10 protein-coding genes are annotated in these 13,897 nt (G+C 40.8%); all 10 read left to right on the top strand.

Going from position 1 to position 13,897, the window contains the following annotated elements; translation table 11 throughout:
- Positions 1-260 precede the first annotated feature (260 nt).
- The 10 genes from N482_RS22290 (at position 261) to N482_RS22250 (ending at position 13,677) form a co-directional block, all read left to right on the top strand.
- Entirely contained in the window at positions 261-500 is a 240-nt protein-coding gene (locus N482_RS22290; protein WP_063379145.1) for a hypothetical protein, read from the top strand.
- A 604-nt stretch (positions 501-1,104) separates the two neighbouring features.
- Entirely contained in the window at positions 1,105-1,263 is a 159-nt protein-coding gene (locus N482_RS25055; protein ID WP_155730682.1) for a hypothetical protein, read from the top strand.
- 77 nt (positions 1,264-1,340) lie between these two features.
- Positions 1,341-2,081, top strand: a complete 741-nt coding sequence (locus tag N482_RS22285; RefSeq protein ID WP_063379144.1) for a hypothetical protein — start codon at positions 1,341-1,343, stop codon at positions 2,079-2,081.
- A gap of 84 nt (positions 2,082-2,165) precedes the next feature.
- A complete protein-coding gene (locus tag N482_RS22280) occupies positions 2,166-2,753 on the top strand; it encodes a GNAT family N-acetyltransferase (protein WP_063379149.1) in 588 nt (195 codons plus the stop codon).
- A gap of 448 nt (positions 2,754-3,201) precedes the next feature.
- Entirely contained in the window at positions 3,202-3,612 is a 411-nt protein-coding gene (locus tag N482_RS22275; RefSeq protein WP_063379143.1) for a YjfI family protein, read from the top strand.
- Positions 3,613-3,626: 14 nt separating this feature from the next.
- Positions 3,627-4,319 carry a PspA/IM30 family protein gene (locus N482_RS22270; RefSeq protein WP_063379142.1) on the top strand — a complete coding sequence of 231 codons (693 nt, stop codon included), beginning with the start codon at positions 3,627-3,629 and terminating at the stop codon, positions 4,317-4,319.
- Between the two features lie 5 nt (positions 4,320-4,324).
- Entirely contained in the window at positions 4,325-4,645 is a 321-nt protein-coding gene (locus tag N482_RS22265) for a hypothetical protein (protein ID WP_063379141.1), read from the top strand.
- 60 nt (positions 4,646-4,705) lie between these two features.
- Entirely contained in the window at positions 4,706-5,311 is a 606-nt protein-coding gene (locus N482_RS22260) for a DUF1449 family protein (protein WP_063379140.1), read from the top strand.
- Between the two features lie 166 nt (positions 5,312-5,477).
- Entirely contained in the window at positions 5,478-7,580 is a 2,103-nt protein-coding gene (locus N482_RS22255; RefSeq protein ID WP_063379139.1) for a flotillin family protein, read from the top strand.
- 88 nt (positions 7,581-7,668) lie between these two features.
- A complete protein-coding gene (locus N482_RS22250; protein WP_081228186.1) occupies positions 7,669-13,677 on the top strand; it encodes a DNA repair ATPase in 6,009 nt (2,002 codons plus the stop codon).
- Positions 13,678-13,897: the final 220 nt, after the last annotated feature.

The following is a 13,897-nucleotide window of genomic DNA, read 5'->3' as shown; positions in this document are numbered from 1 at the left end:
TGTGGCTTAAGAACTAAGCTGTGAAGAAAGCATAACAGTGCTCAATATGGCGAGCATACAAATCCTACCATAGTTAATTATCACTCGGCTTCTTCATAAAACACCTTTTATATCAGTATTTTGTTTGGCTTTTTTATCAAGAATATAGAAAAAAATGTGGATAGACTATTTTTTATTCACGTGTAATACTTTGTAATAGTTGAGAGGAAAGGACTTTTATATAGTTATTGTTGTTTAGTAACTTGCAATAAAGACAGGCTATGGACCAAAAACTAATTGAGCAATTAAATTTTGATGAATATGCAGTGGATGTGGTTGAAAATTCAGACCTGACCAAACATCATATCAATGCGACGCTATTGGTTGATGAAGATTCAGTGTCAGAGCAGGATCGCATTAAGCTATTAACTGAGCTAAACCTGTATCGAAACTCGGCGTCAATTGAGGTCGAGGAGGTTACCACTGGCGTGTTTAACTTACGTTTTGCATTACTTAACTGATTGACTTATTTTTTATTGCTCTGCAATTAAAGAGGTTTAGCCTTGATGTTGGAGCGATATTATGACTTAGACGTTGTGTTATAAATCGCTTTATTGAGTCTATGGTAAGCTATATTCGTAGTGATTATTGCAAGGCATCCAGTGAGCTTGAGTGTTATTTATACAAAGTAATGCGCTACTAAAAATCCTATACTTGAGCTGATTACAATGTGTTTTCAACGATAGAGCGCGCTCTGATTATCTTAATAGCTCGATAATAAAACCCTTACCTCACGTTTATTATAAATAGTTAATTTTGAAAGCTTCATAAAATATGCATTTTTAAATAAAAAATTTAAAATGCTTAAATTAGTTAGGTAGACTGATGTGTTACTTCTAATGACTCCCAATATAAACCTTTTATCTATTTATTTTGGCCTTAAGCGTAGGTGCTTACTTTTAATCTCAAAGTTCATGTTGGTTATATTCAATGGCTAAAAGACTATCTGTGTTTTTTATTTAGCTTTAATTTTATAAAAATACAAAATAAAATTTTTGTTTACATTTTAGGTGGCAAGCATTAGATTGATGTAGCAAGTATATCATAATAAGAATGGAGCTTGTGATGGAATGCTTATTACACAAGAAAAGTATCAAGAAATCTTCAGATAACAATAACTCACTTACACAAGGTCAAACTAACGAAATCGCCGATGGTGTTAATGTTGCCGAGTTCTATTCATCTGCTGGCTGTACAAGCTATGCATGTTGCCAAGAGGTATGAGTCAGGTTTGAGATTGAAAGTAAAGAGCGTCCATAGGGGCGCTTTTTTGTAGTATAAATGTATGGGAACTTGCAGTTGTGAATGAAAATTATCACATTGAAATAAAAGATAAATTTATGGCGTTTGGTGATGAGGCTGAGCGTGATATGGAGTGTAGCTTTCATATCGAAATACGAAATGAAGAATCACGTAAATATCAGGTTGTATTTAAAAGTGGATTTCATAGTTTCTTAAACTCATGTCTAGGTATTGGCGAGTTGGCGAATATGCTACCTAATTGTACCAAGCAACTATCAGAGTTTCTTGTGATAGATGAGCCTGAGAACGGACTTGTTTTGGCCAAAAATACGCTCTATAACGACGCACTTTTATTGATAATAGAAGAGCTGGCTAGGTATTCAGGCAAGTCTGTTGAGACCTTTTTTGAGCTAATTCAATCGCAAATACTTAGGGACCTTAATATCATTTTATTGAGAGATAATCATGTTTTTGCTCAGCCCGTTGGGGAGTATTTAGTATTTGAAAGTGCTAATCGTGAAAATATACTTCGTGTGAAACAAGATGAACAAGGTAAAACTATTGAAGCTATTGATATTAAGAGGCTTATTGGCACAGTTGAAGACAGTGAGTATGAATTGCTCAAACATGAGCGATGGCTAGCGCAAACTGGTGAGCGCAGATATAAAAACACTGGACTTAGCTACACAAAATATTGCATTGATGGAAGTGAAAGTTTAGAGCTATACGAATTTGTATATCAGTCGGTTTCTTCCCAGCAGAATAAAAAGCTGAGCAGGCGTATTGAACGTATAAAGTGATTGTCATAGCTAACTAAATAGGTGATTAATTTAGTACTTTGCTTTAAAATTCAGGATATTGTTTACCGCGTTGGGAATATTAATGTGTGGCTCAAAAGTAAAGTTTTAGAAGGGACCTCTGTTGTACTTGAACCGATTAAAATGGCTCATGTAGAGCAGTTAATTGATGCTGTTCGGGATGGGAATAGTTGGGAGCTATGGTATGCATCAGTCCCTTCTCCAGATAAAATGTTTGGGTATGTTGAAAAGGCGGTTGAGTCAGCAAAAAATGGTGCCCCCGCTTTTGTTGTCAAAACGAGCGTTGATAATAAAATAGTCGGTACAACTCGATTTTACGACGTGTTCGATCTACATTGTAGAGCCGCAATTGGCTACACATGGTATGCTGATACAGTTAAAAGAACGGTAGTTAATTCTGAAAGTAAATACTTACTTATGCAATATTTGTTCGAAACGAATGGTGCACTGTCGCTCGAGTTTAAAACGCATTTTTTTAATCAGGCTTCTCGCACTGCAATAGAGCGATTGGGTGCTAAACTTGATGGTGTTTTACGTAGTCATCAAGTGATGCAAGACGGGTCAATAAGAGATACTGCTATCTACTCAATCTTGGCGCATGAATGGCCATCTGTAAAAAACAACTTACTTGCCAAAATCGAGCGCTATTCGTAGAAAACTGAAATTTGGCGATAGTAGGGGTATTAATGCACACAAGAAGTGGGCTAGATACTTTTACCAAATCACTAGCGTGTTTCTTTCCTTTATAACACTCCTCCAATATGGGTTGTTACTAACCTTTTAACTGTCTGCACTTTTCATGTCGTTGAGTAATTTGGTTTCCCAATCTAGTCGTAACGCCATTCTTCTTTTAAATTTGTTTATTTTTCACAACTTTCGTCAAAATCGTAAAGAATTAATACTTTCATAAGGCGAGAGTATGCTTATGTTTTGTAAAATAAAAAGAGGAAAAAAGTGATTTTTTAAACTGTTTTTCGGAACAAAACTCAAAAGTTGACTTGACATATTATGTCTCGATTGGCAAGGTTAGAACATAACTCATACAATCAATCCGGTGTAATTTCATTTAAAAATGCACCATTTGACATAAGGAATTTCTTACATGGAATTTAATGAGCTTGCGCTAAAACTATCTCAGTATGAAACTGAAGGATCGAGTTTCGAGTCATTTTTTATCAATCATGTTGGTCAAGAAGTACTACAAGTTATTGTGGATGGAAACGATGAACTTCCTATCTTTGTGACACACACAGATGAGCAAGTATTGTGTATTTGCTATTTGTTTTCTGAAGAAGAAATCAACGCGGATAAACATGCAGAATTAAACGACACCCTGCTACGTCTGAATGTGCCAATGCCATTGAGTGCATTTGCAAAAATCGACAATAAATATGCGGTTTTCGGTGCGCTTTCTACAAACTCGACAATTGAACAGTTAAGTCATGAAATCATTACTTTAGCTGCTAATTCAATAGATGCGTTAGAAGCTATTAGCGACTATTTGACCGAATAAAAGGAGTATTCAAAATGAGTATTTTAAAGAAGTTATTTACCGCGGTTAAAGGTGGTGTAACCGAAGTGGGTGAAAGCATTGTTGATGCCAACGCAATCCTGATTTTCGAGCAAGAGATCAGAGATGCGCAAGAAGCGTTAGCAGTAGCAAAGCGCAGCCTAACTGAAGTTATGGCTAAAGAAATGCAAACAACAAGATCTATCAAGGCGTTAGATAGCGAGATCGAAAAACACGAGGGTTATGCAGGTCAGGCGCTGGAAAAAGGGGAAGAGCCTCTTGCTTTGGAAATTGCGGGTAAAATCGCTGAATTTGAACAACAGAAATCTCAACAGCAAGAAGTGTTAGCTACCTTTACTGCTAGCGTTACTAAATTAAAGCAGCAAGTTAAGCGAGCTGAAAAGACCATCGTGGAGAATCAACGCCAGCTGAGCATGGTGAAAACCACAGAAAGTGTGCAAAAGGCAACTATGGCGGTAAATGACAATATGGCGTCAGGTGATTCTGCAATGGCTTCAGCTAAACAGTCTCTTGAGCGTATCAAGCAACGTCAGATAGATAAACAAGACCATTTGGATGCTGCACAACAACTTGCTGATGAAAGTAATGATAAATCTCTACACGACAAGATGCGTGCAGTAGGGATCGGCGACGAAGCCGCAAAAGGTGCTGATATTTTAGCGCGCATTAAAGCAAAACAGAGTAAATAGCTGCGATGACCGACAGTAAGAACGCTTGGAAAAAGCAAGAGAAAGCGGTACGTGCCACGCAACTTGCTTTTGACTTAAGCTCTGAAGTGCAAAAGTTTATAAAAAAAAGTGCAATTGACGAAGAGCTGACCCCATCAGATATGATCAGGCGAATTTTAGGGCTTGAAATCAAGTCAAAAAAGACGCGCCAGAGGCTCAGTTTTAACTTAAGCGATGAAGAGATAGCGTTGCTTGCTGAGCGGTTCAATATACCAGACGCTGATAAACGCTTGGTAAAACAGAAAGTAGCAGATTTTCTGATCGAGCATGTTAAAGAGACAAAATGATTCACAGCGTGAACTGATTTAGCGCATTGCAGTATACAGAGTGGAGGTATACGGAAATTTATGGACTTTCTTAATACAATTTTTACTTTTCCGACAGTTGTATTCACGACGTTGCTCCTTATCGTAATTGGCTTTTGGGTCATAACGTTGCTGGGCTTTGCTGACATTGACATGTTAGAGGGAGATGTTGAACTTGAAGCCGACGCTGGTGAATCAATACTCCAAATGGGGTTTGGTGGTGTACCACTGACCATCTCAATTAGCCTGAGTGTGCTGATCAGTTGGGTGATCAGTTTTTACGCCCATCAATTATTTGAGTATGTGTTAGGTGAAGGCGTGGTCTTTTATCTGCTAGGTGCAGCGGTGACGTTTGGCTGTTTTGTTATCTCAATTCCGTTAACTGCACTATTGGTTAGGCCTCTCAGGCGTTTTTTCGACAGTAAAGAAACCGCGTCTAAAAACGAATTTATTGGCCTCGAGTGTGTTATTGCAACAGGCAAGGTAACAAACAGCTTCGGACAAGCAAAAGTGCAATTTCAGGGAACTGAACAGTTAATTGAAGTGCGCAGCGAAGAAGGCAATGAATTTAAACTGGGCGATACAGGATTACTCATAGAGCATGACGAAATACGAAACAGTTACGTAGTTGTCGTCAAGCCTTGGTAACAAAATAATAGGATAGTAAACGCTCACAAGCGTCATAATTAAAAGTGGTCCATACAATAACGGGCCGTTAATGAAAAAAACGAATAGTGGCTTTGTATTGAGTTTAAGTGAAAACAACCAAAAGCGAAGCTATCTCGGGAAACCAAATATTTAGTTAGGAACACGCATGGAATTTTTAGATAATCTAGGACCCATTTTAACAATCGCTGGCGTTTCAATTGCGGTTATATTTGCGATTATTTTGATCGTTGGTAGGTTTTATCGAAAAGTGGACCAGGGTCACGCGCTTATAATCAATAAGATGAAGAGTGAACCGGATGTAACGACGACAGGTGGTATTGTCTATCCGGTTATTCATAAGATGGAAGTGATGGATATTTCTACCAAGCGGATGGTGCTAGAGCGCAGAGAAAACAGTGGCTTAATTTGTAAAGATAACATCCGAGCTGATATTGCCATTACTTTCTACATCCGTGTAAACGAAAACAAGCAAGATATTTTGCGTGTCGCAAAACAGGTCGGTTGTGCCCGCGCTTCCCAGCCTGAAACGCTACAAGAATTGTTTGAAGCAAAGTTTTCTGAAGCGTTAAAGACAGTTGGTAAACAAATGAACTTTGAAGAGTTGTTTACTCACCGAAATGAATTCAGAGATGCGATTAAAGAAGTCATTGGTCAGGACCTATCGGGTTACACGTTAGAAGACGTAGCAATTGATTACTTAGAGCAAACTTCTATTCATAAGTTGGATGAAAACAATATCTTAGATGCTGAGGGTATTCGCCGCATCACAGAGAAAACTGCTGCGCAAAATGTTCAAACAAACCAATTGAAGTGTGACGAACAAGCGCAAATTGAAATTCAAAACCAAGCAGCGCTTGAAAAGTCTCTAGAAATTGAGCGCCAAAAAGAAGACGCTAAGGCAAAGCAGCAGCGCGAGATTGATACTGTGCGTGCGCGCGAGTCGTCAGAAGCTGAGCGTGTTAAACAAGAAGAACGCCTAAAAGCAGAAGATGCGCGACTTAAAGCAGACGAAGCGCTTGAAATTGCAGAGCAAAACAAGCAGCGTGAGATTGATATTGCTGAGCAAAACCGTCTACGCGTACTCGCTATCGAAGAAGAAAAAGTTGCACGCTCTCGTGAAATTGAGGTGATTGAGCGCGAGAAAGAAACTGAAATCATGCGCATCAACAAAGAAAAAGCGCTAGAAGTTGAGCGCAAAGAAATCGCTGAGGTGCAGCGTGACAGAGTTGCTGTTGAGAAAACCGTTGCTGAAGAGCAAGAGCGTATTAAAGATGTTCAAACTCTGGCAGCTGCTGAGCGTGAAAAAGAAGCGATTGTCATTCGAGCTAAAGCCGAAGCTGAAGAAGCACTGGTAAAAGATATTGAAGCTGCGAAAGCACAAGAGCAGGCGGCTGAGTTTAAAGCTCGTGAACTGGAAAAAATGGCAGAGGCCGAGCTGCGTATTGCTAACCAAAGTGCCGAGTCTAAAAAGATTCTTGCAGAAGCTGAGCAAGTTGAAAAAGCAGCATCTGGATTGGCTGAAGCAGAAGTTATCAAAGCACAAGCTGAAGCAAATGCAAAGCAAGGTGAGACTGAAGCGCAAGTACTAGAGCAAAGACTAGCAGCAGAAGCGAAAGGTAAGCGAGACATTGGCTTTGCAGAAGCTGAAGTACAAACGGCTATGGCTAAGTCGATTGAGAAACAAGGTGAGGCTGAGGCGATTACCTTAGAGCGTCGCATGACAGCAGAAGCGAAAGGTCTAGAAGAGAAGCTCGAAGCGCTAAATGCAATGGACAAAGATGCGAGAGATTATGAAGGCTTTACGCTGAAACTGAACCAGCAAAAAGAGCTCACTTTGGCTAAGTTAGAAACAGAGAAAGAAATTGCTGCGCACCAATCTGAGGTCTTAGCGAAGACACTAGGCAATGCAGACATCAATATCATGGGTGGTGACGGTCAATTCTTCAACCAGTTCATGAAAGCTATTACGCTAGGCAAGTCAATTGATGGCCTAGTGGATGAAAGTGACACAGTACAAACTTTATTTAAAGACCACCTAGCTGGTGAAAGAAACATCATGGATGATTTGAAAGGTGTGTTAAGTGGCGCAAATGCGTCGTCAGAAACAATGAAAAACGTCGCTATGAGTAAGTTTTTCCAACAACTAGGTAATACCTCAGACGCTGATAAGCAGCAGTTGTTAGCGATGCTGGGCAACACCTTAAATGGTAACGCCAAGTCTGTTGGTAAGTCAGAAGGACAAGAATAAACTCAGCGGACATATTCTGGGTGTGCGGCCAAACGCACACCTAACTTACCTTTCCATTTACCTTCCGTGTACAACAGGACAGTAAACTATGACGGATTCTGCAAATAATGCTGCACTTGAACAAGGGTCTTACGACCTAATCAAGCGCCGATTGAGCAACTCAGGTGCTCAGCTTCGCAAAGACGTTGATACCTTAAATCAAAACCGAATCGACACATTTGGCAGCACTGAAATCAAAGTAAAAGGGCGAGCCAGAGTAAGAACTGAGCATAACTGCATTCCTCGCGATATTGTGTTGATTGGCGATAAATTGATATTTGCCTACAACGTTTTCTTGGGGCTCAAAAAAAATATTCATGTTAGCGATGTATTTAGTGTTCAAAAACTGGTTTATCAGGATGACCACTATGAAGTTGAAAATTACCCGAGCGAAACAAAATTTCTGACTGATAATCGCTTTTTACGAGATTTCGAAGAGCTCTATACTTATTACAAAGAAACGCACCTTCAGCACTTATATCAGCAAAATGGTAAACTTTTCGCGGTATTTCAAATCGGCGAAAAACTCACGGATGTGCGAGTTTTTCGTTGGGAAATCGCTGCGGATAATACTTTAGATTACATCGATAATCGTGGTGAGCGAGATATCAAGGGTAATCAAGATTATGATTTCGAATGGTTAAAGACAGATCGCTCTGATCACGTAGAAGGGCGTCACCCACATATTAATATACTCGACCGTGTTTTTGTTGAAACGGTTGGTGGCGACTTAACCATTAAAATTGAAAACAACACAGAAAGTGGCGAAGGGATCTATGCAGAACCCGTTGATGATAAAAATCAGTCACTGGCAGATTGTGAAGTTGAGTATGCGCAGCTTGGTGAAATCATTCTGCTGAAGGTGCTGCCATATCGAGAAAAAGTATGGCGTCACTATATTTTCAACTGCATTACTCAAAAGGTTATTCGCCAAGATGCTATGTCAGACGCGTGTGTGCAGCTTCCTGACGATCATGGTGTGATTTATCCGGGCGGTTACTACTTGCAGTCTGGACAAACAAGACATTTTGATGACCAAATCGAAAACCTAGAGTTCCACAAACAAATCAAGTCGCCTAACGGCGAAGACGTACTTTACGTCTTTTATGAACCGACAGAAGGTCGTTACGCGCTGTTTGCGTACAACCTGATTGAGAAAAACCTCCAAAACCCGATTTACTGTCACGGTTATGGCCTATACGACGATGGTTTGACTATCACGTTCAAGGCCGAAAAAGAAGAAGCTGAGCGAGTACACCCGATTCAGGTTTGGGATAGCCCATTTTGCTCTGTTGAGTACGCGGCCAATGCACCGACGCCGACTAGTATGTTGGGTAAGATTGGTAACCCAGATTTGGTACGCGGGATCTCAGATCTTTACAGCGTGTGTAAGGCGATCAGTGAACAAAATCCAAATGTGTCTCACTATGAGAGTCTTATTTCTCTGACACGAAGTATTTTGGATAGATATCACTGGTTGGTAGAAAGCGATTTCTCGGCACTTAATGGACAACTTCATGAAATCTTTGAAACGTCAGAGCAAGTGCTGGATGAGTTTGAAAAAGTAAGTCAAATTCAAGAGACCGCCAAAAAAGCGTTGGCTGATATTCAAGCTCAGTATAAAGGTACAACCAAAGAAATACGTCCAGATAGCTTTAAACGTGCCACCGAATTTGTCATAGGTCTTGAGTCTATAAAGCAGCTCAAAGGCAAGGTTATTAGCCTCGAAGAAGTTAAATATATTAATCTTGAGGCGCTTGGTTTACTGCAACAAAAGCTGGACGAAAAAACGCTCGATTTAAGTCAAGCAACTGCGGAGTTCTTGCAGCAAGATACTGCGCTAGCGCCATATCACGAGAAGTTGGAAGAGCTAACCGGACTGAGCGAAAAAAGCGACAGTGTCACTGAATTAAATGGCTTCTTGGAAGCGCTTGATGCTTTGGGTGGAGAACTTGACCTGCTCAATCACACGATGCTAGACCTTGACATAGATGATAGCCGAGTTAGGACTCAGATCTTAGAAGATGTCAGTGGTGTCTATGCTCTGGTCAATAGGGCTAAAGCAAGTATCGAAATTCGCAGAAAGAGCCTAGGCAGCGTAGAAGCCAAAGCTGAATTCGCGGCCCGTTTTAAGTTGTTCAGTCAAAGTATTACCAGTAGCTTAAACAATGCACGTACGCCAGAGCAATGTGATGAGCAGTTGTCACGCCTGCTTATCCAACTAGAAGAGTTGGAGTCACAATTTAGCGAATACGATGAGTATCTCGCTGAAATCATGGCTAAACGTGATGATGTTTATGAAAGCTTTGAAGCACATAAACAGCAACTGATTGATGAAAGGCAGCGTAGAGCGTTAAACCTGGCCAATGCGGCAGAGCGAATCCTTCAAGGTGTAACAAGACGCTCTCAAAGTTTTACTGAGATAGATGAGATCAATAGCTACTTCGCATCGGATCCGATGATCAGCAAGTTGCGTAACTTGACTCAAGAGCTCAAAGAGCTTGGCGATGAGATAAAAGCTGACGACATACAAGCGAAATTGAAAGCTTGTAAAGATCAAGGCATACGTTCACTGCGAGACAAGCAAGATATATATAGCGATGGTGGAAACTCGGTCAAAATTGGTAAACACAGCTTTGGTGTGAACAAACAATTATTAGACCTAACATTGTTACCACGTGATGAGGACTTGATGTTCCATCTAACTGGCACAGAGTATTTCGAGTCTATTCAGGACAAACAAATTCGCGAAAAGCTGCTGACTTATCGTCCTTATTGGCAGCAAAATTTAGTCTCTGAAAATCAGGATATTTATCGTGGCGAGTTCTTAGCTGCCCAAGTATTGAAAGCCGCTAATGAGGCATCTCAAAGTCTTACATTTACTGAGCTAGAAACGGCAATCCAAGAAGAGCGCATTCTGCCATTGGTGCAAAAATTTGCTGAACCTCGCTATCAAGAAGGCTATGAAAAAGGCATTCATGACCATGACGCAGCGATGATTTTGAGTAACTTACTAGGCCAGAAGAAAGCCTTGGGGCTGCTTATTTACCCTAGTTCAGCGCGTATCGTGGCACAATTGTTTTTTGGCCAAATTGAGCACCAAGTACAGGCCAAGTGGACAGAACAATCAAAGCAAGCTGAATTAATGTCTCGCATGCTTGGGGATACTCGTTTCCAAGCCCAACTAGTAGACTCATTGAGCATTGAAATCGAGGCCTTTACGAGTACTCAATTAGTGCAGTACTTGGCTTATTTACCTAAGCTTTCTGCTAGGTTGAGCGCAGAGTACCTAGTTAAAGAACTTGCAAATCAACAAAAAGAAGTCTGTTTTGCAATGTCTGATCAGGTTAAAAAAGTATCTGAACAGTTTACTAGTGTGGCCAAAACCAAGGGCTTTACAAAGTCTCTAAACGACACGTTGAATACGCTCGCATGCCTACAAGAGCAAACGATTATGATGGCTAGTTGGTTAAATGCTTATGGACTTCAGCAAGCCTCTAACACAGAAATTGCTCAAGATGTCTTGCTTGAAGCGGCTAACGTACTGCTTTTACAACACCTTAAAGTTGCTAAATTCGTTGCACAAGACGTGGCTATTTCAAACTCTATCAATGGGTTGCTTGGGCAACATAGTCGAATAGATGAACAGGCACTAACTCTGGATTATTCAGAATTTTATGCTCGAACGTCAGATTATCTCTCACAGCATGTTGCTGGATTTTCTCATTATCACGAAATTAAATCTGAGATATTAGTGGAGCAAAAAGAGCGTTTGCAGCTTGATGAATTTAAGCCAAGGCCGTTGAGTTCTTTTGTTCGTAATCAGCTTATCGACAAAGTGTATTTTCCAATTATTGGTGACAACCTCGCTAAACAAATCGGCGCGTCGGGTAGCAATAAACGAACGGATTTGATGGGTATGTTACTGCTTATCTCGCCGCCGGGGTATGGTAAAACGACGCTCATTGAATATGTTGCAAACCGATTAGGTTTGACCTTTGTAAAAGTGAACTGTCCTTCTATTGGCCACGATCAGGTTTCACTGGATCCGGCGCAAGCGATTAACGCCACAGCAGCGAAAGAAATCGAAAAAATCAACCAGAGCTTTGAGATGAGCAACAATGTGATGCTCTACTTAGATGACATTCAGCATACTAACCCCGAGTTTTTGCAGAAGTTCATTTCACTGTGCGATGGCTCAAGACGTATTGACGGCGTTTGGAACGGGCGAAGCAAAACATATGACTTGCGCGGTAAAAAATTTGCTGTCGTGATGGCTGGTAACCCGTACACTGAATCAGGTGAAAGCTTTAAAATTCCAGACATGTTGGCGAACCGTGCAGATATATACAATTTAGGTGATACCTTGTCTGGTTGTGAGCAGGAGTTCGCGATGAGCTTCATTGAAAATGCGCTGACATCTAATGCCGTACTGGCCCCTTTAGCAAACCGTAATATGGCGGATTTATATAAGCTAGTCAGGATCAGTGAAGGTGAAGACATTTCATTAAATGAACTTGAGCATAACTACTCCCAAGCACAGGCAAATGAAATCGTCTCGGTATTACAAAAACTGATCACCATCAGAAATACCGTACTAAAAGTCAATGCGCAATACATCGCTTCTGCAGCGCAAGATGATGATTACCGAACTGAACCGCCATTCAAGTTACAAGGGAGCTACCGTAACATGAATAAGATGGCGGAAAAGGTGGTCGCTGCGATGAATGAAGCTGAGCTTGAAAACCTCATTCAAGATCACTACCGTGGTGAAGCACAAACCTTAAGTAAAGGCAGTGAAGAGAATCTACTGAAGTTGGCTGAGCTAAGGGAGACATTAACTGATGAAGAGCGCGCTAGGTGGGAGCAAATATTAGCGGACTATGCGTTGCTAAACAGAGCAAATGATGCGGGCAGTCCGGTATTGTTGGCGGTTGAACAGTTAGGCGAGTTAAATGAGTCTTTATCGAGTATCGCAACAAAACTTGATAAAGAGCAGTTAAGTCATGATTATTCTCAGTTAATCGAAAGCTTGACTAGTACAGTGAAGACTCAGGATCTTAAGCCAAGTATAGAGGTGCTTACGCAAACGTTAGATAAGGGTGTACATCACTCACCTTTAGCAGCCTCATTCGAAAAGCTGACTGAATTGTTAGGCAATCAGCACAGCGAATTGCTTACACAAAAAGCGCAGAGTGCTGGGCATGTTATGGACAAGCAAGATACATTATTCAAGCGATTAGGTAGCGAACTTAATCTTGTGTCGCAGGCATTAGCCAAGCAATCAGAGTTACAGCTAGTGCAGGTTGAACAAGCTAAGCGACGAGAGACGGAGGCCGTGGATACTCAGCAGACACATTCTGAGCACTTAGGTCTTGCGGTATCTAAAGTAAGTGACGCTTTGAACAAGCTTAATGAATCACAACAAGCACAGGTCGCTCATGCCAAAAAGCAAGAATCAGTTCGAGAAAGTATGATTGAGCAATTGGCTAAAATTGCCAGCCTACAAGAAGCGCAAAACCCAGCTCTGCACCAATCAAAGCAAGCTGAGCTACTATTGCAAATCGATGCGTCTCTGCAAGATGTTGCGTCTCAGCAAGGAACACAGCAGCGTATTACGGAATTGACCGAACAATTAGCTCAGTCTCAAAGTACACTTGAGTCGCAACTAGTTAATGTGCTTAAAGAAAATCAATCGTTAAGTGCTGAACAGTTGCAAAAGATATTAGATGTCCACCAGCAAAGTCATGAAGCATTATCGACTAAATCTGAGATTCATAGCACAGCGTTAGAGAAGTTGATAATGCAAGTTGCGCAAGTGAGTGAAATGGCAAGTTCACGTCAATCTACGCCAAGTGATGAGGTCGCTGTAGCGTTGAGTGAGTTAGTAAATCACACGTTACCACAACTGGTGGCTAATGCTAACGAGGCGAGTGGACTAGACCCTGAACTGGGGCGCAAAGTGGATGTGATCTTGGAGCGTCTTGCGCGAATAGAGAGCTTGCCATCAGGTAGTCAAAACCCAACTCAAGGTGGAGACAATCCTTATATGCTTTAGCACATTAGAAAATGTAAAAGCCGGGCGGTTAAGCCGGCTTTTTTGTATGCAAAAGTACTACCAAAGATGATTTTAAAGCGGTATCGGCTCTTGTATTTTCTTTCCCTTTCACGACTTTTATCTTTCCCATTTTTGTTTTTTAGTCCCATATCTGGGATAGATAGTTATTTTGAAAACACTTAAATCATATAAAAAACATAAACTTAAATTTTGGTATGCA

The sequence above is a fragment of the Pseudoalteromonas luteoviolacea NCIMB 1942 genome (assembly GCF_001625595.1).
Classification (GTDB): Bacteria; Pseudomonadota; Gammaproteobacteria; order Enterobacterales; family Alteromonadaceae; genus Pseudoalteromonas; species Pseudoalteromonas luteoviolacea_A.
Note: the sequence above shows the minus strand (reverse complement) of the source record. Positions and strands in the feature narration are given on the sequence as shown.

Bases quoted from the DNA above. Each gene is read 5' to 3' on its own strand.
- N482_RS22290 (WP_063379145.1), top strand. From the start codon at position 261: ATGGACCAAAAACTAATTGAGCAATTAAATTTTGATGAATATGCAGTG.
- N482_RS25055 (WP_155730682.1), top strand. From the start codon at position 1,105: ATGGAATGCTTATTACACAAGAAAAGTATCAAGAAATCTTCAGATAAC.
- N482_RS22275 (WP_063379143.1), top strand. From the start codon at position 3,202: ATGGAATTTAATGAGCTTGCGCTAAAACTATCTCAGTATGAAACTGAA.
- N482_RS22270 (WP_063379142.1), top strand. From the start codon at position 3,627: ATGAGTATTTTAAAGAAGTTATTTACCGCGGTTAAAGGTGGTGTAACC.
- N482_RS22265 (WP_063379141.1), top strand. From the start codon at position 4,325: ATGACCGACAGTAAGAACGCTTGGAAAAAGCAAGAGAAAGCGGTACGT.
- N482_RS22260 (WP_063379140.1), top strand. From the start codon at position 4,706: ATGGACTTTCTTAATACAATTTTTACTTTTCCGACAGTTGTATTCACG.
- N482_RS22255 (WP_063379139.1), top strand. From the start codon at position 5,478: ATGGAATTTTTAGATAATCTAGGACCCATTTTAACAATCGCTGGCGTT.
- N482_RS22250 (WP_081228186.1), top strand. From the start codon at position 7,669: ATGACGGATTCTGCAAATAATGCTGCACTTGAACAAGGGTCTTACGAC.